The sequence below is a fragment of the Oceanobacillus sojae genome (assembly GCF_900162665.1).
GTDB classification, from domain to species: domain Bacteria; phylum Bacillota; class Bacilli; order Bacillales; family Amphibacillaceae; genus Oceanobacillus; species Oceanobacillus sojae_A.
Map to the genome: position 1 here is coordinate 104113 of NZ_LT727813.1, position 19393 is coordinate 123505.

The 19393-nt window shown below is 35.2% G+C and carries 25 protein-coding genes and 2 pseudogenes; 6 read left to right on the top strand and 21 right to left on the bottom strand.

Features of this window, described 5'->3' with window-relative positions:
* Positions 1 to 326 precede the first annotated feature (326 nt).
* The 3 genes and pseudogenes from sda to BN1068_RS23435 form a co-directional block, all read left to right on the top strand.
* The gene (gene sda, locus BN1068_RS17800; protein ID WP_077604210.1) at positions 327 to 497 is read left to right on the top strand and encodes a sporulation histidine kinase inhibitor Sda; all 171 of its coding nucleotides are present in this window, start codon (positions 327 to 329) and stop codon (positions 495 to 497) included.
* Between the two features lie 174 nt (positions 498 to 671).
* A complete protein-coding gene (locus BN1068_RS24210; protein ID WP_303046901.1) occupies positions 672 to 797 on the top strand; it encodes a hypothetical protein in 126 nt (41 codons plus the stop codon).
* Between the two features lie 19 nt (positions 798 to 816).
* Positions 817 to 1216: pseudogene (locus tag BN1068_RS23435) on the top strand (transposase); the annotation flags it as partial.
* Positions 1217 to 1494: 278 nt separating this feature from the next.
* Here BN1068_RS23435 and BN1068_RS24075 read toward each other — a convergent pair.
* From BN1068_RS24075 to BN1068_RS17825, 5 genes and pseudogenes are all read right to left on the bottom strand, one after another.
* Complete coding sequence (locus tag BN1068_RS24075; RefSeq protein ID WP_254846826.1) at positions 1495 to 2193, bottom strand: branched-chain amino acid transport system II carrier protein; 699 nt, start codon at positions 2191 to 2193, stop codon at positions 1495 to 1497.
* The gene (gene brnQ / locus BN1068_RS24080) at positions 2129 to 2836 is read right to left on the bottom strand and encodes a branched-chain amino acid transport system II carrier protein (protein WP_254846827.1); all 708 of its coding nucleotides are present in this window, start codon (positions 2834 to 2836) and stop codon (positions 2129 to 2131) included. Before brnQ ends, BN1068_RS24075 begins: the two co-directional genes overlap by 65 nt.
* Before the next feature lie 73 nt (positions 2837 to 2909).
* The gene (locus BN1068_RS17815) at positions 2910 to 3362 is read right to left on the bottom strand and encodes a PaaI family thioesterase (RefSeq protein ID WP_077604211.1); all 453 of its coding nucleotides are present in this window, start codon (positions 3360 to 3362) and stop codon (positions 2910 to 2912) included.
* Between the two features lie 92 nt (positions 3363 to 3454).
* A complete protein-coding gene (locus tag BN1068_RS17820; RefSeq protein ID WP_077604212.1) occupies positions 3455 to 3787 on the bottom strand; it encodes a branched-chain amino acid transporter permease in 333 nt (110 codons plus the stop codon).
* Positions 3784 to 4394: pseudogene (locus tag BN1068_RS17825) on the bottom strand (AzlC family ABC transporter permease); the annotation flags it as partial. The pseudogene BN1068_RS17825 and the gene BN1068_RS17820, both read right to left, overlap by 4 nt.
* A 385-nt stretch (positions 4395 to 4779) precedes the next feature.
* Here BN1068_RS17825 and BN1068_RS24360 point away from each other — a divergent pair.
* A complete protein-coding gene (locus BN1068_RS24360; protein ID WP_368483305.1) occupies positions 4780 to 4899 on the top strand; it encodes an ImmA/IrrE family metallo-endopeptidase in 120 nt (39 codons plus the stop codon).
* A 291-nt stretch (positions 4900 to 5190) separates the two neighbouring features.
* On the opposite strand, the gene BN1068_RS17835 is transcribed toward BN1068_RS24360, so the two are convergent.
* Positions 5191 to 5925, bottom strand: a complete 735-nt coding sequence (locus BN1068_RS17835) for a YiiX/YebB-like N1pC/P60 family cysteine hydrolase (RefSeq protein WP_077604213.1) — start codon at positions 5923 to 5925, stop codon at positions 5191 to 5193.
* A 53-nt stretch (positions 5926 to 5978) separates the two neighbouring features.
* On the opposite strand from BN1068_RS17835, the gene BN1068_RS17840 reads away from it, so the two are divergent.
* A complete protein-coding gene (locus BN1068_RS17840) occupies positions 5979 to 6332 on the top strand; it encodes a DUF3139 domain-containing protein (protein ID WP_077604214.1) in 354 nt (117 codons plus the stop codon).
* A gap of 594 nt (positions 6333 to 6926) precedes the next feature.
* On the opposite strand, the gene BN1068_RS17845 is transcribed toward BN1068_RS17840, so the two are convergent.
* The 5 genes from BN1068_RS17845 to BN1068_RS17865 form a co-directional block, all read right to left on the bottom strand.
* Entirely contained in the window at positions 6927 to 8135 is a 1209-nt protein-coding gene (locus BN1068_RS17845; RefSeq protein WP_077604215.1) for a tyrosine-type recombinase/integrase, read from the bottom strand.
* Positions 8128 to 8334: a DUF3173 domain-containing protein gene (locus BN1068_RS17850; RefSeq protein ID WP_077604216.1), complete on the bottom strand. Its 207-nt coding sequence runs from the start codon at positions 8332 to 8334 to the stop codon at positions 8128 to 8130. Before BN1068_RS17850 ends, BN1068_RS17845 begins: the two co-directional genes overlap by 8 nt.
* Before the next feature lie 409 nt (positions 8335 to 8743).
* Complete coding sequence (locus tag BN1068_RS17855; protein WP_077604217.1) at positions 8744 to 8998, bottom strand: helix-turn-helix domain-containing protein; 255 nt, start codon at positions 8996 to 8998, stop codon at positions 8744 to 8746.
* A complete protein-coding gene (locus tag BN1068_RS17860) occupies positions 8982 to 9419 on the bottom strand; it encodes an RNA polymerase sigma factor (RefSeq protein ID WP_077604218.1) in 438 nt (145 codons plus the stop codon). Before BN1068_RS17860 ends, BN1068_RS17855 begins: the two co-directional genes overlap by 17 nt.
* Positions 9420 to 9806: 387 nt before the next feature.
* A complete protein-coding gene (locus BN1068_RS17865; protein WP_077604219.1) occupies positions 9807 to 10382 on the bottom strand; it encodes a sensor domain-containing protein in 576 nt (191 codons plus the stop codon).
* Between the two features lie 189 nt (positions 10383 to 10571).
* Here BN1068_RS17865 and BN1068_RS17870 point away from each other — a divergent pair, with 189 nt between their 5' ends.
* Positions 10572 to 12380, top strand: coding sequence for a helix-turn-helix transcriptional regulator (locus BN1068_RS17870; protein WP_175637196.1), 1809 nt, complete (start codon positions 10572 to 10574; stop codon positions 12378 to 12380).
* Positions 12381 to 12787: 407 nt separating this feature from the next.
* Here the strand turns inward: BN1068_RS17870 and BN1068_RS23440 are convergent, their stop codons facing one another.
* From BN1068_RS23440 to BN1068_RS17920, 10 genes are all read right to left on the bottom strand, one after another.
* A complete protein-coding gene (locus tag BN1068_RS23440) occupies positions 12788 to 12979 on the bottom strand; it encodes a hypothetical protein (protein ID WP_139344884.1) in 192 nt (63 codons plus the stop codon).
* A 24-nt stretch (positions 12980 to 13003) separates the two neighbouring features.
* Entirely contained in the window at positions 13004 to 13630 is a 627-nt protein-coding gene (locus BN1068_RS17880) for a LysE family translocator (RefSeq protein WP_077604222.1), read from the bottom strand.
* A gap of 137 nt (positions 13631 to 13767) precedes the next feature.
* Positions 13768 to 14253, bottom strand: a complete 486-nt coding sequence (locus BN1068_RS17885; protein WP_077604223.1) for an anthrone oxygenase family protein — start codon at positions 14251 to 14253, stop codon at positions 13768 to 13770.
* Entirely contained in the window at positions 14250 to 14642 is a 393-nt protein-coding gene (locus tag BN1068_RS17890; RefSeq protein ID WP_077702595.1) for a PH domain-containing protein, read from the bottom strand. Before BN1068_RS17890 ends, BN1068_RS17885 begins: the two co-directional genes overlap by 4 nt.
* A gap of 69 nt (positions 14643 to 14711) precedes the next feature.
* Complete coding sequence (locus BN1068_RS17895) at positions 14712 to 15497, bottom strand: ABC transporter permease (RefSeq protein ID WP_077604225.1); 786 nt, start codon at positions 15495 to 15497, stop codon at positions 14712 to 14714.
* Complete coding sequence (locus BN1068_RS17900; RefSeq protein WP_077604226.1) at positions 15494 to 16399, bottom strand: ABC transporter ATP-binding protein; 906 nt, start codon at positions 16397 to 16399, stop codon at positions 15494 to 15496. Before BN1068_RS17900 ends, BN1068_RS17895 begins: the two co-directional genes overlap by 4 nt.
* Positions 16350 to 16622, bottom strand: a complete 273-nt coding sequence (locus BN1068_RS17905; protein WP_139344885.1) for a PLD nuclease N-terminal domain-containing protein — start codon at positions 16620 to 16622, stop codon at positions 16350 to 16352. The genes BN1068_RS17900 and BN1068_RS17905 overlap by 50 nt, the downstream gene beginning before the upstream one ends.
* A 12-nt stretch (positions 16623 to 16634) precedes the next feature.
* Positions 16635 to 17177: a helix-turn-helix domain-containing protein gene (locus BN1068_RS17910; protein WP_077604227.1), complete on the bottom strand. Its 543-nt coding sequence runs from the start codon at positions 17175 to 17177 to the stop codon at positions 16635 to 16637.
* A 183-nt stretch (positions 17178 to 17360) separates the two neighbouring features.
* On the bottom strand, positions 17361 to 17828 hold the full coding sequence (locus BN1068_RS17915) for a P-loop nucleotide/nucleoside kinase family protein (protein WP_077706831.1): 468 nt from the start codon (positions 17826 to 17828) through the stop codon (positions 17361 to 17363).
* A 280-nt stretch (positions 17829 to 18108) separates the two neighbouring features.
* Complete coding sequence (locus BN1068_RS17920; protein WP_254846828.1) at positions 18109 to 19296, bottom strand: MFS transporter; 1188 nt, start codon at positions 19294 to 19296, stop codon at positions 18109 to 18111.
* Positions 19297 to 19393: the final 97 nt, after the last annotated feature.

Consider the following 19393-nt stretch of genomic DNA (forward strand, 5'->3'; position numbering starts at 1 on the left):
GCTCTAAATCCATCTAATAACGAGTCATACAAAACCATAACATTTTTTGTTGTTACTATTTTCCATTTACATTCCTCCTATATCTAAATCTAATTTAATAAAGCCCCCAAGAAATTAATCATGAAGGGCTTGTTTAAAAGGGATTTAAGCATTAGATCTTATAATACATCTATATCATCTTTATTGAATCATAAAGTTCGATAAAAGTTCATATTTAATCTTATTTTCAATGAATTAACGAGCATATTATTTTAACTTCCATAACTTTTCATGTATACTCTCATTGTTTATGACTTTTACAGAATGTAAGGAGATTAGGGTGAATCATGGAGAATCTAGGTGATAAACTACTTATCGAAGCTTATTTTAAAGCAAAAGAATTAAATCTTGACATAGTTTTTATTAAGATGTTAGCAATTGAACTCCGAAAGCGTTCAATTGACATAAGAAATGAATCCGAATTAAGACAGCTTTTAAACATCCAGTTCAATAGCTAAATCAAGTATATTCGTAAATAACAAAAGATAATTATACCAATTGTATTTGTCAAATAAAGTGTGTAAGTGGGAGTGTAAACTAAACTGTGTAAGTTAAAAGAGCGTACAGCTCTTACTACGAAGTTTAGTTTTTTTATTGTTAAAATAAATATATATGATTGGGAAGTTATTCTATTGTCTAAATCAAAGCGAGAAGAGAAATCAGCTGAATTGGCAAAACAAATTCTAGAAAACTACCAACCAAAGGCCGCGGAAAACATGCAAAATGCACTAAAAGAAATATTTGGGCCGATTTTTTGAGTCCTTTTTGAAAGGTGAATTTGAATCCTTTAAACAACAGTGGGCAGCATATCAAGGAACGCTCGATGTATGGAGAAGGAATTTTAACCATGTGGAGCAGCTTTATGATTATGGAAGTGCCATTCGGAGAGTAATGTACACCACGAACTCAGTAGAAAACGTCCATTCCAGTTTCCGAAAAGTAACAAAAAAAGAAGCATTCCCTAACGAGAACGCTCTGTTAAAAGTATTATATTTACGAATCTGAGAACTAGAATCCAAGTGGGGTGGGCGGTCGTCATATTCAAAATTGGTCAATGGTTATGAACCAACTTTTTCATGATGAACTGAAAGATAGAGTGTTAAAGTACCTTAAGTGTATAGGAACTTACACACTTTATTTGACAAACCCGGAAAAACTTAAATCAAGCAGATTTTAGTGCCCTAAAAAAAGTGGAACTCTTTTATTTTTTTGAACGTATCACTTAACCATAAGTTTTGATAAATTATTCTGTTGACTTTTTAGAACTTTAACTTCAAACGGATATAAAATTAAATGAAAGCACATATGAACCAGTATTGCAGCAATGATGCCATTATTATAATAATTGCCATCCACAAATAATGCCTACAAGCATATTGCCTATGAAGATGTAACTATACAGTATAAATGACTTTCCAGCTATTGAGGAACCTTGATAATGCGCTAGTGTAAAAATCAAACTAGATACAACAATAGATGTCCATACCGATATTCCTTTTTGAATAGTGATAATAACCAACCACATATTCCACCTAATAAAGCAGGTAAGATCCAACCAAACCCCCTTTCACTTAAAGGCAGTTTTATAATTGGAGAAATAAAATCCCAATTTTCATTGATGGCTATGAGGCCATCATTTAAGCTCACAATCATTGTAAAGATTACAGCCCCTCTATAGACAAACTTCTGACCATTGAAAAGTTTATCTAGGAAGGTCAACATAATTAATACAATAATAATAGGGTAAATAAAATTTAAAACGGGAACAGACAAGCCAATTAATTTCTCTAATCCCACATTTGCTACTACTCCACTAAATAGAACAAAAAAAGTAAGAAACCCTTTGTATGAAATTCTGGGAACCTTTTTATGAAAATAAAGTGCACAGGATGAAAGCAGACCTGCACCAGTCGGGATACATGCTAATATAATTGCAATTCCCAAAATAACATTGCCAAATACACCAAAGTATTCTTGTGAAGCACCGGATAAAATAGAAGCTCCTGATGTAAATGAAAAAGTTGAGCTTGTTGCCCCTAAGTACCCTAGACCCAGATAGATAGAACCTAAACAGATTAGAGCAATCGTGCTAGATTTCCATATGATATGTTGAATATTCTTTTTTTTGAAAAACGCCTCTGTCTCTAATTGCATTTATGATGATGGTAGCAAAAATGATAGAGACAATCGTATCCATTGTTAAATAGCCCTCTGTGATTCCCTTAAAAAATGGATGTTCTGCATACTCATTTAAAGGAGTTTCTGGTGCATTAAATGGTTTGACTATCGCTGCTATAATTAATACAGATAAAATAAGTAATAAGAAGGGCGTTACAAATTTTCCAAAACGATCAACAAATTTGCTAGGATGAAGTGCTAAAAAATACACAATTAAAAAATAAAAAATAGTAAAAATAAATAACGAAAAAGAGTTTCCGTCATTAGGTAGAAAAGGTGCAATAGCTATTTCATATGAAACCACACCAGTTCTTGGACCAGCAAAAAAAGGACCGATAGATAAATAGGTAATACTAGTTAAAAGTACAGCAAAGACAGGGTGTATTTTTTTACTTAAGTCTTCTGCTGAACCTGTATTGCTTGCATATGCAATAGATAACAGCCCCAATATAGGCAAACCTATACCTGATATAAGGAAACTGCCCATACCATGCCAAATAGATTCCCCTGCATTTTTCCCTAATTCAGGTGGGAAGATTAAATTACCTGCACCAAAGAAAAGAGAAAAAACCATCAAACCAATGAATAATATTTCTTTATTGGATAATGTTTGTTTCATTTGGAAATAGTTCAACTCCTTAAAAATAGCTGTTTAAAACATTAAACAAGTGAATTTAATTTAAAATGTTCAGTTAATTCTCTATACCATCTTTGATATCAATAAAATAGTGGTTTTTTCGGTAGGAAACTGCTTCCATGGTAGCGATTAAATTTTCCTTATGATAGATATCAATCCGATAAAAACCTGTGCGGTAGTTACATTTAATTTCAGTTGCACTTGCTACCAATCTATCTCCAGGTCTTGCTGCTTCAATAAATTGGATGGTAGTAGAGAGTCCTACAGAGGTTTTTCCATAGGCATTACAGGCAACTGAAAAAGCATGGTCTGCTAGAGCATAAATAATAGCTCCATGAACAGTTTCGTATGCGTTTACCATATGATCTTGCACTTCTATTGCTGATCCAGCTTTAAATTCGGTTAACTGAATTCCCAATGATTGAGCATAAGGGTCTTTTTTTACTTGCTCAAGAATCTGATCATAGTGTTTTTCGTGAATTTGTTGTTCATCTATTCTTTTTTTCATTATTACCACTCCCTTAAATTGTTTATATTTCTCTTTTATCGTTGCAGTAAAAAATTATAGTTGACAGAGCTCTTGTACCATTCTCATTGTAATCAAAAGACTGTTTGTACCATAAACATATAAGCAATCGTTCCACCTGCTATTGAAAGAAGCATACTTTTCTTCCAAAAATGAAGGATGGCAATGATTCCCGTAGCCACTAGCTCAGGTATACCATGACTTCCAGAGGTAAAACTTACATTTCTAAAGCAATAAATCACTAAAAGCCCAATGACTGCTGCTGGAAGCACTTTACCGAGATACTGCACATACTTTGGCGTTGGTTTTTCTGGTGGAAATAATATAAAAGGAATAAACCTTGTAAGCACAGTTCCTAAAACAACCATGCTAATGATAATAACTTGTTCCATTACACTCATTGTCATGCTGTACTAGCCTCCACTTTCTCCAAAGATTTTCTTGATAAAGTAAGAAGTCCTAAAATTGCTATCATAGCGGGGATAATAAAATGGTTTCCACCAAAAATAACAAGACAAACAATAGAAGCTCCAACACCGATGATTGCACTTGTGTGTTTTTCTTCTTTCATCCATTGATCAAGGAAAATAACTATAAAAAGGGCTGTCATCACAAATTCAAGTCCTTCTGTATTAAACGTAATAAGTGAACCAAAAATACCACCAATAGTTGCACCTAATACCCAATAGGTGTGGTTAAGCAACGTCACGAAAAACATAACCCATCCTTTATCAATATCTTTCGGTACATCTATCGTGCTATTAATCGCAAAAGATTCATCACAAAGCCCAAAAATCATATACCACTTTTTTTGCCTAATCCTTTATACTTGTCTAGCATTGAAATTCCATAAAATAGATGTCGTGCATTGATCATTAAAGTTAAAAAAAGAACATTAATTGGATGAAATGCACCAACTAAAAAATTCGCAGCAACGAATTCTACTGAACCTGCAAATACAGTTAAACTAATTAAAAAAGGATATATAGCACTAAATCCTAGTGAATTCATTAAGAGCCCATGCCCAAGGCTTCCAAGTTTCCCTTAGAGGTTTAGAGCATGACGGTAAAGGAAGAAGAAAATAATATAAAAGCAGTTACAAATACGATTATTAATCCAGCAATTAATTCGTTTTTGGGATTTCACTCAAGAAAGAGACAAAAATAAATAAGCTCTGTTATTAGAGCTTTTTTATACCCAACAATAGAACTAACGTTCCATGAAGTGATAAAAGATGAAACATCATACTACATTATTAGAAGATTCAATTAAAGAATTTTATCAAAAATTAGATATTCATTTTCCTAACCAATTAAATATGAGAGAAATTGCATAAAAATTAAACATTAAATTAACTTTCTTAAAAATTTCAAGTAGAACATATAAAGTTGAAATTATAATTGATTCCCGATTATCACCAGAAGAACAATGGTTAGATTTCGCTCATGAACTTTGTCATGTTTTATTACAATATGGAAATCAAATTATAAACTTAAATAATCTTTACATTCAATATTAAAAATGGAAAGCTAATAATTTTGCCTTACATTTTTGCGTTCCAACATTTATGTTACTTGAATATAAAATAAGCACTACTAATGAAGCTATTAATATTATTAAAAACAAATTTTATGTAACAGATAAGATTGCAAAAAAGAGTAATTCATTTTGAAAATCAGTTGGAATGGTCAAAAATTTATTGCAAATTAACTAATAGTATTTAAATAATTTATTTAATTTTAATAAGCATAAAAAAAGAGAGTAATAGATTTAATTCTACTACTCTCTCATTTTAAGATATAATTATTAATTACATTATACCAAGAGCCTTTGCCCCAGTGATTTTATTTGGTAATTGGTATGGTCCAATTATTCCTGTAAAGCTTTTACCTTTACCTTGAGCGTTATAAGCTTGCCATACAATTTTAGAACAATAAGTTGGATTTTTTGAAGTTTTACTTCCAGTAAACCCATATTTATAATTTTTCCCTTTATAATTATTTGAAGCCCAAGTACCAGCCTTACCAGCACTACTATTATTCACTCGATACACTTTTGTATTAGTTTTTCCATCACGTTGCCCTTTAATAATTCCATAATTTTTTTGCCATGTATTCACGCTTACTACCTGTGGTTTTTTACCAGAACCAGCAATATGTAAAATCTGACTGTTACTAATTGCTATTCCAGCATGTCCAGTTAAACCTTTAGAAGACGTTCCATTACTAACTAAAATATCCCCTTTTTTTAAAGTAAAAGTCTTTTTAGCAGCAAAGGTATCTATACCAGAAAGATCAGAATCTCCAGTATCAAGAAGTACATCCGGTGCTTCTAATTCATCAAATAAAGCTTCGTCATTCGCTTCAGCCCATTCTTCATAAGTAATATCATCCGGTATTAACCCTTCATCTACCAATTGATTGTAATCTTCTAAACTTAAATCCGTACCTTCATCGTTTGCTTCTTTTGCAAATGATGTGTTAGAATAAATAAACAATGAACCAACCAAAACAATAGTTATCAAAAACATAAACTTCTTAAACACTTTAAACACCTCCAACTAGAATTTAATACCAATTGTAAGGAGTCTACCATTATATGTCAATAACTAAAAGTAAAAAAGCTAGGAATATTCTCATAATAATTATTGTTTTAGTTCTACTTATAGGAGGAACAGTTTTTATGTTTTTCTATAATAAGAAAAAAGAAAGTACAGAAATAATAGATTCATACATCACTGAAAACAATTATGAAGACCTCATTAAAGAAAAAGAAATTGTATTTGATTCAAAACAAGGAAACTATAACGCAGAAATTATTTTCAAAGATGAACCAGAAAATTTTTATGAATTCTACGTAGAACCATCTACAAATAAAGTAAACGTGGCGGCTTTTGATAGTGAAAATGTAGAAATAACGGATAAATCTAAAGCAAAATATATTAATGATTAATTAAAATTAAAGCGAACAAAACCCGAATGTTTAACTATCGACAATCGGATTTGTTCGCTTTATTTCGTATTACTTTTATTTTATTTTTATTATCTTAAAATATGGATATTAGTTAATGTAATAAGGTTTAATAGGTTGTAGAGCCTAATATTTTTATGGTAGTGAAATAAAGTCCATGGGTATCGCAAGGTCTCCTATTGGTAAGTAGTTGTAACTCCACAAAATGTATAAAATAACAAAAGTCAATCAGAAATAAATGATTGGCTTTACTAATGCTATTAGCAATTTATACCACTTAATCAAGAAATAAAAGTTATTTATAATCACTAAAAAGTTCCCTACCAAAATTCAACGAAAAAACAAAAAACCCTACCAATTTATTTTGGCAGGGTTTTGGCAGGGTTTTGGCAGGGAACTATCTTTTTTTAATCATTTTATCCATATTAGATTAGGAAAAACCCTTGTAAATCGGCGTTCCCTCTTCAAATTAAGTTGTATTCTTATTCCCACTCAAGTGTGCAGGTGACGCCGAAACATTGCTATATCAACGTTTATCACACCTTTAAATTGTATTGGCGGGGATTCTGGCGGAACTTATTTTTTTACTGCTTGATTCCCATTAAATGATATACTTGATTTTTCCGCTGTTCGTATATTAATGTTACCTGTCATCTCTTCCGCAATTAGTTCATCTACACCTGACCACATATGTGAATAATGCTTTAACGTAATTTCTGGACTCGAATGTCCCATACGCTTTGATAAAATCAAAACAGAAACATTAAATTCATTAATGAGATAAGACGCATGCGAATGTCGGAGTCCTTTAGCTTGAATACGATGAACATCTGCAAGTTTTGCATAACGTTGAATAATTCTAGCAAGCGTCGATTTAATCATTGGCGCTCCATCATAACTAAAAATAAAATCGTCAATCCCTATTTTTGATTGTCGTTGTTTCCATTCTTGCAACACTTGTATCGTATCCTCATCCAAAGAGATGATCCGTTTACCATCCTCTGTTTTTGTATAATCTTTTCGTTTCCAATTGCTTTTATTTATTAAATACAGTGAGTGATGAACGCGAAGCCGTTTGTTTTTAAAATCTATATCATCCCACCACAAGGCCGTTCCTTCACTAACCCGTATCCCCGTCATGAAATACGTCCACAACATCACAAAACATAAATGTTCATAAAAGTCATCCAGACAAATAACCGAGATAACTTTTTCAAATTCTTTCTTTGTCCAATATGGGACAACCGCTTTTCCTTTAGGGATAGCCTTCACCTTTTTAGACACGTTCACTTCTAGATATTGCATATCAACTGCCATATCCAGACTTTTACGAAACATACCAAATACCAAACTTGCATATGCTTGGGAATATCCAGCTCCTTTATCAGAAAGTAACCAGGTTCGATAACGTTGGACATCTTCTACTGCTAAAGAACGAAGCTCAATGTTTGTAAAACGATCTCTCATACTTTCTAAAGTTCGTTTGCGAACGTAAAAAGTACTTTCTTCCACCTCGGTTTCATAAGCTGGAATGTACACAGTGTCCATGAATTGACCATATGTCATGTGATAATTTCCATAACCATTTGCTTGATGGTATTCATTTTTCACCCGTACCAATTCTTTATAAGCTTGCAAAGCAGAAGTAAACTTTCTTCCTTGTTGGTTCGTACGTCCTTTTTTTCGGAGTCGTTTTCCAGTAATGCGATCCGTTCCTAACTCCGTTTCATAAAAATATTGACCATTGTTATCAATATAAACCCCTACATATTTGGTTTTAGCCATGACTGTCTTCCTCCAATTCTAGTTCACAACCTAGAATCGATTCGACTGTCATTTTTGGTACACGCCCTAAGCGTTTATTATTATAAAATGGATACCCTTTTTGTACCATGATTTGTTTGGCTTGTCTAATAATTCGTATCGAAGTATATTTAGGATACCCAAGTTGAATTAAATCATCTTTTGTAATCAGTTCCTTCATTATATATACCTCCCTTTCACTAACAGAAGAATACATACTAGAAACAACGATAATTTAATACTATTAAAAAATCAGACGGCTGTTGGTGCAGCTCCACGGGAATTTCACCCCTGCAAGTATTTCTTCCAGCCCTACTCATAGTTTGCGACGCTTTGAACGCTCGAACCATGACGGTAGGGGAGTATCATTATCCTAACTAATGAGTTATCGCCAGCAATCCACCACGATTGCATTAGATTCATAGATTATCGCTCGTTTCTAACGAAAGTCGTGGCGTATGAATCAAGTGGCTCATCATCAGTAAAACGTATCTGATTTTTTATTTATACTGCATGGCGTTATCTTCCATGCTTTCTTTGTCAAAGATCAAATTATGATTAATGAAAGGGAAAACCTAACCATTATTTCATCAAATCTTGAAAGCTAAAACAGATTGCATAAGCTTCGCTCGTAAGTGTTCGCGTGTATCTTCATCGATGCCCCAATAAGTATTTCCTTGTTCATCACGGAGCTTACGCATAGATAAGCTTGTCATGTAGCTTCCATAATGCAAAACAACTACTTTCATTGCTTCTGGCTCACCCTTATTTGCAGCTAAAATAATTGGGTACGGCAATAAACCACGCTCGTTGTTTTCAATATTAGAATTAATCATCCCATTCATCTGCATGTTCCTCCAAAAATCGCTTTAACCGTTCAAAAGAGCTTGTCCGCCTATACTGAACTGTACTACGTGGAATGTCGAGTAGTTGACCAATTTCCACATCAGACAGTTGAAAAAAATAGTATAGTAGGACAGTGATACGCTTTTCCTTTGGCAAGGTACGCATGGCTTCAGCAAGTAATTTCGGAGTGATTTTCTTTCCAGCCACTTGAAAACTTTGTCCTTCTTCTCCTTCATATTGCTTATCTAAGGTATAGAGTTGATTTTCTTCTTGTGGGGTGAGATCAGAAAATGTCATCTCCTTTGCTTGTCGTTGTTTTCTTTCATTAAAAATATTGATTGCTTCATTCTTCAACACACGTTTACAAAAAGCATTAAATGCACAGCGAACTTGCCATTCGGTACGATCTGGTTCTATCATGCATATCCTCTCCCTTCGCAACCGCAAAGGTGGGTGATGATTTCCCCTTTCATAACCTTCAACAAGATTTTTTATAAAATGCCAAAAATATCAGTGATCTTATTTTTTTAAAAAATATAAGGCCCAACTGATAATCAACCAGTTGGGCATAAAAATTGATATTTGTACTAGATGCTGTTTGTTGTGACATTAATGCTATAATGGTTTCATAATTATCCAAGATGTTTTTGATATATCGTAGCTTAAAAAAAGCAAAATTAATGTCCCCTTATGAAATCCTTTTTTAAAGGGAGAAACGGAGGTTTAGATTTTTTTAATCTCCATTTGATAAATTCACTACATATAGTAAAGCCTTGTCCTCCTATATTACATACGATCATCAAACGCTTATCGCCAGCTTCGAATCGTTTCCAATATATTCTCTGTATAACTCCCTGCCCACTTTACAATTCTTTCCGCCAAACGGGGTAACAATAACAATAAAATGATTCCTGCTATGCAAGCTACTATAGCACGTGGTAATGTATTAATCGCAATCATCATCACGGTCATATCAAATAATCTATACAAATAAGGAGATAAAATCATAGCGATTGGCAGTAAATAACAGACAAAAGCAGCAATAAAAGTGAAGAAACCTAGAATAAATCTTGGAAAAATCATGATCCCCACAGTAAACCAATTTCTTTTGTCTGAAATTTCCTTTGTCAATTTATCTTGTGGATCCCATTTTAAGCTAGGGATATTTATATGCGCATATTTTTCTGCTATTTTTCGATCCAAATCCAGAAAAAAAGGAATCGTCCGAAAAACTCCTGCTAAAATCGGAATACCAACAACTGTAAAACTTACTCCAACGGAAAATGTTACGCTTATTAAATAAAAAGCGAAATATAAGAAGCCAATGAAAAACCAAAGGAACAAATACAGAAAGTTTTTAAAATTAAAGATAAGCATTTTCATACAGAAAACCACCTTTTCTTTTAATAATGAAGTAGCATTAGATTCCTCACTGTCCAATACTTATTTCATTATCCATACTTCACGTCATAAGGCATAGTGACATTTTGTCATTTGTTTTCATGACTGATATTCATAATGACTTGTAGTAAAATAGTGATAGTCACATCATTAAATAAGCGGGGTTCTCTTATGTATGACATCATCAAAAAGTGGTACTGGTATGACTGGATGGTATTTGCTGTTCGCTCCATTTGGTTACTCTCTGTCCTAATCGGCTTGTGGGAATTTCATAATATTTTATCATTTCCGTTTTGGATTCTGTTTGGATTGCCCTTCATTGTCTTTTCAATTCCATTTTTAATTCAGCAATTTTTTAGAAAATACTTCATACTTACGGAGATCATCATTTCTGGAAGCTATTGCATTTTTTTGACATTCCTTCTTCATGATGCATTATGGCAGTTTATCCCGATTGCTTTTGTGATAGGGTTTTACAGTATCCTAAGAGTCTATTTCTGGTCTGGCCCTTTAGCTATTGTGGTCATTCCCTTTATCATCGGGATTGTCACCGATCAAACTTTGGCCGACACCGTTCTTCGTTTAATGTCGAATTATGGTGTAGCGTTTGGACTCGGCTATGCTTTTCAATTACTTGTAACCAACCATAAGCAAGGCTTAATCATACGAAAGCAAAACAGTGTGCTTGAACAATATGTACACCAGGTGGAGCAACTCACATTGTTGGAGGAACGGAATCGTTTATCACGGGAATTACACGATACAGTCGGCCATACCTTTACAACGATGATCATGGGAATGGAGTCGATCCGTTCTTCATTGACGGATGAAAAGGCTAGACGTAAACTAAACGTTTTACTGAATGCGGCACATGACGGTTTAAAAGACATGCGAAAGCTTGTACATCAGTTGGAACCATCCGCAATGAATCTACCTCTTGTACAATATGTAAAACAGTTAATTAACAAATTTATGGAAAGTACGGAAACCTCTGTTAAATTTCGATATTTTGGAGATGAATACAGCTTATCCAAGGAAGTTAAATTAACAATCATTCGTTGCATTCAGGAAGCATTAACAAACGCTGTTAGACATGGGCGAGCAAGTGAAATCAAAGTATCTCTTTACTTCGACAGCTTGGAGCTCCGCTTGCAAGTTGAAGACAATGGTGTATTGGAACGGGAGAAAAAGATTGAGCTCGGTTTTGGCTTAAGTGCGATGAAAGAAAGATTGCAGGCCTTGCAAGGAAATTTATCCATACATACAGACAGTATGGAAGAAACAGTGATTATCTGCACCATTCCACGAAACAGCGAAGCTAATACCGAAACGATCAAGATAATCTTAGTAGATGATCAACCTGGCATTTTGGATGGGTTGAAGACAACTTTGGAGAGTCACAGTCAACTGCAAATTGTCGGTATAGCTGAATCTGGAGAGGATGCCTTATCATTATGTAGCCTAAACCAGCCCGATATCGTGCTTATGGATGTAAATATGCCAAATATGAATGGAATAGAAGCCATGGAAGCGATAAAGGAAAAGAATTCCCTGATCAAGGTTGTTATTCTTTCATCTTTTGAGAATATCGATCAAGCGGTAGAGGCACTACAAAAAGGAGCAAACGGGTATTTACTTAAGTCCATTCAATCGAAAGAGCTCATTGAAACCCTTCGTTTCATTCACCGTGGAGATACCATTATCTACCATGAAATTGCTAATCAGGTGTTTGAAAAATTGCAGGAGCAAAATGCTTCAGGTGGTAAACATGACAAAAATGATTATGGACTGACATCTAGAGAAATTGAAATTATTCGCTTTTTAGCCAAGGGTATGCGTTATAAGACCATTGCAGCCAGACTTTACTTATCGGAGGGTACAGTTAGGAACTATGCGTCTGAAATGTACGCGAAACTTGGTGTAAGCAATCGTGACCAGGCTGTAGAAAAGTGTATAGAGAACGGATTGATCCCGAATTAACTGACAGTAAGCCCCCCACTTCAAGAATTCGAGGTGAAAACGAGAATTGTAAGTGGGGGACAACTGCCAGTAAATACCCGATTGGTTCAGGCCTGCTGGACGAAGGTCACAAAGGCGTTGCGACGTACAGGACGTACTAGTGCGGGCGAAACGACAGGATGTCGTGCTTTGAGCCTGCCGACAGGATGTTGCGAATTTAGCCTTTGATCCTTACTATTCAGTGGGGGATGAAAAAAACCCCCACTGAATGAAGTTTCACTTTATATCTCATTGATCTCTTTCAGGATTTTGGTTAGATCGGGAGGAATATGGGAGTTTGTTATGTTCGTGGTCGATACGGTGGTAAAATTCCCCGAAAAAGTAGTCGACGTATTAGCACGTAAATACAACAAAAGTAGATCATCAATTCACAGGGTCCGATCCGTTGGGAAACTCCTAAACGATCGGACAAGTAATGGAGAATGGACAAAGAAAGCACTAGCCAGAACAACCGGCCATTCAATCGATAAGCTATTTGTGCTGGCCTGCCCTCTTTCTTCAGAAGCCTCAGGCGTATTGATTCCCGCTTTTCCTCCGCCAATAATGGCGACCAGAGGCAATTTGCATGATCACATACGGATTTTTTATCGCTGTTGAAAAGCTACTTTTACACCAAGCCATATATAAATCAAACCTGCAAATTTTCCACTCCATTGTCCAAGTTTGGCAGTTCTCTTCATCAAACGGCCAATGAGTCGAACACTGATAGCAATCAAGGTAGTGTAAAGACAACTCATAATCACAAATATCAAACCTAGCAATAAGAATTGAACTATCGCAGTGCCCTTTTCAGGATGGACAAATTGAGGCAGAAAAGCTAAAAAGAAAATAGCCGTTTTTGGATTCAATACCTCTGCCAAAACGGCTTGTCTGTATGATTGAAGGTTTGATGACTTTGAGACGGAAGGAAGGTCTTGTTTATTGGGCTTTTCTGCAATAGCTTTAAGCCCCATATAAATCAAATAAACTGCCCCAGCATATTTGACAAGGTTAAATGCAGCAGCTGAAGTCATCAAAATAGCAGACAGCCCCAAAACAGCAAACATTGTATGTATAAAATCACCTGTTGCAATACCTAGCCCTGTTAGAATCCCTGTTTTTCTACCTCCTCGTATGGTGCTGGACAAAGTTAAAAGTACCGCAGGACCGGGTACCAAAAATAAACCTAAAACCACCACAAAAAATGTTCCTAATGTTGAAAACTCTATCATATAAATATCGCTCCTTTTACTAGAATACTCGTCACTTTAGTTATATCGCTATTATTTTCCCTGTATAGAGTTAGCAGGAAACAATCATCAGAATTGACGATACTCATATGAAACCTCATCCCCCATTCCATTTTGGTCTAAATTCGCCAAAGAACGAAGACGAATAGTGCTGATGAGGCTAAACTTGAAATGGTCCGAACATGGTTCCATGCTGTCCATTTTAAATAGTAATCTTTCCATAGCTCCAAACTTTCTGCATCTGTAGCTCTTATATTGGCTAATGCATCATTTAGTGGGACATTACATACCGCCGTAACCAGCAAGCTTCCCAGAAGATAAAACAAACTACCAGCTAATATATAAATGGCATTCGGTTCTTGCCAATTGAATAATGAAATAATCACAAGCAGGATACAAACAAGAGATGTCCCCATAAACACTGTAAAGAATAGTCGATTTAGCACAACATTATTTATGGACTGCATAGCCGAAATTCCCTGCTCTGGAGGGAGCCGGTAGAGAGCCTTCATGACAAATGCCGAAAATGCAAAGAATAATCCTGCAATCAGCCCAGATCCCAATAATGCAGTAAAAATTAGAATAAGAAAGAGGTTTTCGATCATATTTCATCTTCCCTTTGTGCGTTTTCTCTTAGATTGATTGAAGGGTAATTCCTCATCATTTCGTGAACCAATTGTCTAGGGTTTTCACTTTCAAATACAACATGATCAAACTCACAACCCTTCAATTGAAGCATGACGACTTCATTTTGGTTATGATAGGCTAAAAAGTATTTCTCATCTTCAATCATGAATATTCCAGCTTTATAGCCAGATGTTGTGATACCAGTTCTCTTAATAGCCGCAGTCCATGGAAAATGAAATTTCCCCACCCGAATTTCTTCAATGGAGGTGTAAGGTATTTTGATCTCCTTCCTCAAAGTTAAAGCCGCTGTCCATCCCGAAATATTCAGTCGTAACTCACGATCACCTGCCACAACTTGAAAACCCATCTTGTATCCCCTCCAATTTATACAGCCAATCATCTATGGTTTATTTAACCAGTGACCCGATGAAGGAAATCACATAGAAGGCAATTCCTTTCGGGATAAATACGATGTTGCAAATATTAAGCAGAAAACAATGAGTAATACAGATACCGTCATGGTGATGAAAAAGTGCGGTAACACATTCCCTGACGTTATGATGCTAACAGCTTGATTTGATAAATGTGCTGGATTTAGGATTTGAAATCCTCCCTCCAACAATGTAATAGTTTTCAAAAAGATTAGAACAAAAATAGACAACAATGCAATGGCCGGTGTTCTAGACAATAAAGCGCCGATTGCGATTACGAAGGTCAACATAAACAGACACCAAATGTAATAAACCCCCAGCCCAGCTGCTATCCTGGCCACGGAAACAGCTTGATATAGATAAAAAGTATAAAATACTGCTGTCAGAAATCCGAGGAATATGGAACCTGCAATCATGACAGCATGCCCTACTAACTTACTTAGCAAATATTCAACAAGTGTCGTGTTGCGCGTCAGAATAAACGCTAACATGCCATTATTTTTATCTGATGCAATGATGCCCATCGTTGCCATGACAATCACGATTAAGCCCAATTGGTCAAATTGATCGGTTAAGGCACTAGCTAATACTTCACTAGCCGTTAACTCAGGTAATGTGATCGTTATTCCATCAGGCAGTCCACCAGCCATTTTTAAAATTTCTGGTAAATAAAAAGACGATAAAGGTTGGAGAATGCCCAAAAACATAAAAACGACAGGCAACCATAATAATTTATAGCTTCTTTTTGCATCAAGCCACTCTTTCTGCAACAGAACTGTGAAACGATTCATGATGACTTCACCATCCTTAAGAAGATCTCTTCTAGGCTTTCTTGCACTAATTCAAACTTTTGAATTGGGAGCTGTGCTTTTAAAATATGGCTTAACAGCCAATCTCTTCCCTGTTCGATATTTTTAACTCGTACTTTGGCAGCATTTCCTGTTAACTCAATAGATTCAATAAGGTCTTCATTCATAAGTTGGTGTGTCCACTCGCTTAATCGAGGTGCCTGAATGATAAAGATTGGTTTTTGAGTCTGTTCAATAATTTGATGAATGGATCCGTTAACAAGTAATTGTCCTTTGTTGATGATCAGCATCTTATCACAAAGTTCTTCGGCATCATGCAAAATATGTGTTGAAAAAAGAATCGTCGATTTCTGTTTGATCACTTTAAGCAATTCCAATATATCCCTGCGTCCTAATGGATCCAATGCAGAAACTGGTTCGTCCATAATCAGTAATTTTGGTTGATGGATAAGTGCCTGTGCAATACCTAACCTTTGCTTCATCCCTCCCGAATAGGTACCAATAAGCTGATTTTCTACCTCACTCAGTCCAACCAACTTCAGCAATTCGTTGATCCTTTCTTCCAAAATATCCCTTTCTATATTTGAAAGTCCGCCCATAAATATAAGCAATTCTCTTCCCGTCATCCATGGATAAAAAGTAGGGTGTTGTGGTAAATACCCAATAAATTTACGCATTTGGTCATGGCGTTTTCCGTTAAGCAAGATTTTTCCGCCTGTAAGTTTGTTTATATCTAGTATCATTTTAATGATCGTTGTTTTACCTGCTCCGTTCGGACCGAGAAGAGCCACACATTCTCCTTGATTAATATGAAAATCAACATTTTGAACAACTTCATGATTTCCGTACTTTTTTTGGAGTTGACTTACTTGAAGTAGGTGCATCTGAGCGTTGCCTCCTTCCCAAGACAAAATATAAAATGGGACCAATGATGTTAACCAGTATAATCACAGCACCCCAAAGCCATTTATAATCCGTACTTTGATCTCTTTTTAATAAATCCACTAATGCCACAGAAAATAAGATCAGATGTAGGATTAAGATAGGCAAAAGTAATGGTAACCAAGCTCCAATTTCATCAATTTCAATGTGATACCCATAATGCATCTGTTGTCCCCCTTACTCTTTTGGTGGTTTTTGTGGAATAAACATACTCCCAAAAATTCGCGTGGTTCGTTCAGGTGTTAATTTGTTGTTGAACACCTTCTCAATCTCCTGTTGAATGGACTGAGTAAGCTCCTGGAATTCCTCATCTGACAAATGCAAAGGTACATACGCATAGCTAAACCCTTCTTGTTCATACTGTTCAGGGGACGTATTCGCCAAATAAGACGTTGCTAATTGAAGTAAATTACCGTGAAATACGGAAAAATGACGGATATGATCTTCCTGTGAGATCGTTTCAATTTCGCCTTCAGGAATTTGCAAGTTATCCATTTTGACTGAGAATTTACGCTCCTCTGTTCCTTTCACCTTTTTTGTTTCAATCACTTCAATTAAATTTGCCTCAAGTAAAAGATTGATATGCCGATATAGCGTAGCTTGAGGAACATCTCCAAGTATCTCCACAAGTTGAGCGATCGTCAGTGGTTTGTTTAGCAACAATTGCTGTACAATTCGCATCCGCACGGGATGAAGAAGTAAATCAGCATTTCCTTTCATTGGATTACCTCCATATCATTATCATTTTATAAAACGATAATGTAAAAAAACAAGATTGTCAACTATAGCTCTAAAGGTTTGACCACTACGCCCACTATTCTTCTTCAACAATCTTTTGATTGTTGAAGGTTATTGTATTTTCTGTGTTTAAGATACACTCATTTGTCCTATTAAGATTACTTTTCATATTGACTCTATAACTACTTCCCCTTCGCAAGAAGGCACTTCAAATCCGTTTAAGTAAGAAGTTAAAGCATCTTCCGTGATAGGAAAAGCTGCATTTGCATCAAATCTTTTACTCCGTATATCCAACCGTTTGCGAATAATTTCAGGACTAACTTTCAAATAAATAAGTCTCCACTCACCACCAGCTTTTTCAATTAGCTGTTTGTATCCATCTCGTTTGGCTTTTTGCCAAAAACTGAAATCAATCACAACCTTTCGTTTATCCTGAATCAGACGTATCAATTGATTTTGAAGCCTTCTTTCAGCTTCAACTTGATAATCGCCATATTTCTCAGCAGGATAGTCTATTCCATAACGTCCATTAACCTTCCAAATCTCTTCATCAATCGAAAGACGTACAAACCCTTCTGTTTCCAAGCGTTGTGCGAATGTCGTCTTCCCTGAACCCGCTACACCACACATCATAATAATTAATGGATTTGAAGTTATTTGTCTTAATATGTCCTTTATATTTTCTTCAAAATTCGACAATACTATCACTCCTAATAATTTCACCTTTTCTTCTATATAATCAGGTTCTTGTTCCTCTAAAGGATCAAAATCAATATTCGGATGACTATATGCTTTCACAAGTCCGTCATCTTTTAATCTATAAAAGGTTGTTTCTTTTTTATCTTCTTTATCATGAACATTACTGAAATCCTCCCATTAGTTATTATTAAATAGTTTGTTCTCACGATTTAGATCATGTTGATATAAGGGATCTATGTTTCCATGTTAAAAGCACTGTACCAGCCAAAAAGGCTAATACTCCTATTACATAAGGGAAATAAGTGTTAATATCAAATAAAATTCCTCCTAATATAGGCCCTACTACACTTCCTAGGCTTACATATGCATTGTTCATACCCGCAATAAATCCTTGCTCATTATTAGCTAATTTGGATAGTACTGTATTGATAACTGGACGCAGAATGGAAGTTGCTGTATATAGTAAACAAGTCAGCAATAAGATACTCCAAATGCGTGTGGTGAACAAGAGAAATAAAAAACTAACCCCACCAGCTATCATTGTTCCGTTCATAACCTTCGATTCACCAAAGAGGGAAACCAGTTTATTCGTTAATAACAGTTGCACCATAACACTTACAAATGCTGCAATTGTAATTACCATTGCAATATCCTTTGCCGTATAGCCGAATTGTTTGTCAACAAACAGTCCAAAAATTGCTTCAAAAATGTATAAAGATACACTATAGAGAAATACCAAAAGCAACGGAACAACGTAAGGTACCCGAATGGAGCGCAATATTTGCTGTACCATTGGTTGGGGTGAAACGATGTCCGCTTTCGTCATCTCCGTCTTTTTTTCTAACGTTTCAGGAAGTAAAAAAAAGGACAGTAAAAAGGAAACAAAAGATAAAACAGTTGCAAAATAAAAAGGTACATATAAACCATACGTTGTTAGAAAACCTCCAATTCCAGGCCCTATGACAAAACCAAATGATATGGAAGCATTAAGGAAACTTAGCCCCTTAGCACGTTCTTCCTCTGTCGTTATATCAATAATACATGCCATAGCACCGGGAATTAAAAGTGATACTGCAATACCTGTTAAAAACCTCCCTAAAAAAAGCAACCAAAAATGAACTGAAAAAGCAAAGACTAATTGAGATAAAGTAAGACAAATTAAACCAATCTCTATAATTCTTTTTCGACCATAGCGATCAGCAAAACGTCCAGCAATTGGAGATAAAAAAAGCTGAATAATACCGTATGTAGCTACTAGTAATCCCATCATTTGTCCGTTTGTATTAAATTTTCCCATAAAGTCGGGCAATATCGGGATAATTAACCCAAATGCAGCCGTAGCGATAAATACACAAACCATTAAAAGAAAAAGTGTTTTTATTTTACTAGGTTTAGATAGCAAATCATCATTCACCTCTTTTTCTAGATGTTAAACTGTAGTGTTAATAAAGTGTAAAATTCAAAGGAAACCTTCAAAATATGAGCTTCCATTATTCTTG

Bases quoted from the DNA above. Each gene is read 5' to 3' on its own strand.
- BN1068_RS17815 (WP_077604211.1), bottom strand. From the start codon at position 3,362: ATGAAAAAAAGAATAGATGAACAACAAATTCACGAAAAACACTATGAT.
- BN1068_RS17865 (WP_077604219.1), bottom strand. From the start codon at position 10,382: ATGAAAATGCTTATCTTTAATTTTAAAAACTTTCTGTATTTGTTCCTT.
- BN1068_RS17820 (WP_077604212.1), bottom strand. From the start codon at position 3,787: ATGACAATGAGTGTAATGGAACAAGTTATTATCATTAGCATGGTTGTT.
- BN1068_RS17870 (WP_175637196.1), top strand. From the start codon at position 10,572: ATGTATGACATCATCAAAAAGTGGTACTGGTATGACTGGATGGTATTT.
- BN1068_RS17860 (WP_077604218.1), bottom strand. From the start codon at position 9,419: ATGATAGAACCAGATCGTACCGAATGGCAAGTTCGCTGTGCATTTAAT.
- BN1068_RS17905 (WP_139344885.1), bottom strand. From the start codon at position 16,622: ATGCATTATGGGTATCACATTGAAATTGATGAAATTGGAGCTTGGTTA.
- BN1068_RS17900 (WP_077604226.1), bottom strand. From the start codon at position 16,399: ATGCACCTACTTCAAGTAAGTCAACTCCAAAAAAAGTACGGAAATCAT.
- BN1068_RS17885 (WP_077604223.1), bottom strand. From the start codon at position 14,253: ATGATCGAAAACCTCTTTCTTATTCTAATTTTTACTGCATTATTGGGA.
- BN1068_RS17910 (WP_077604227.1), bottom strand. From the start codon at position 17,177: ATGAAAGGAAATGCTGATTTACTTCTTCATCCCGTGCGGATGCGAATT.
- BN1068_RS17840 (WP_077604214.1), top strand. From the start codon at position 5,979: ATGTCAATAACTAAAAGTAAAAAAGCTAGGAATATTCTCATAATAATT.
- BN1068_RS17855 (WP_077604217.1), bottom strand. From the start codon at position 8,998: ATGAATGGGATGATTAATTCTAATATTGAAAACAACGAGCGTGGTTTA.
- BN1068_RS17915 (WP_077706831.1), bottom strand. From the start codon at position 17,828: ATGATGTGTGGTGTAGCGGGTTCAGGGAAGACGACATTCGCACAACGC.
- brnQ (WP_254846827.1), bottom strand. From the start codon at position 2,836: ATGAAACAAACATTATCCAATAAAGAAATATTATTCATTGGTTTGATG.
- BN1068_RS17880 (WP_077604222.1), bottom strand. From the start codon at position 13,630: ATGATAGAGTTTTCAACATTAGGAACATTTTTTGTGGTGGTTTTAGGT.
- BN1068_RS17895 (WP_077604225.1), bottom strand. From the start codon at position 15,497: ATGAATCGTTTCACAGTTCTGTTGCAGAAAGAGTGGCTTGATGCAAAA.
- BN1068_RS24075 (WP_254846826.1), bottom strand. From the start codon at position 2,193: ATGCAATTAGAGACAGAGGCGTTTTTCAAAAAAAAGAATATTCAACAT.
- sda (WP_077604210.1), top strand. From the start codon at position 327: ATGGAGAATCTAGGTGATAAACTACTTATCGAAGCTTATTTTAAAGCA.
- BN1068_RS17850 (WP_077604216.1), bottom strand. From the start codon at position 8,334: ATGAAGGAACTGATTACAAAAGATGATTTAATTCAACTTGGGTATCCT.
- BN1068_RS17890 (WP_077702595.1), bottom strand. From the start codon at position 14,642: ATGGGTTTTCAAGTTGTGGCAGGTGATCGTGAGTTACGACTGAATATT.
- BN1068_RS17845 (WP_077604215.1), bottom strand. From the start codon at position 8,135: ATGGCTAAAACCAAATATGTAGGGGTTTATATTGATAACAATGGTCAA.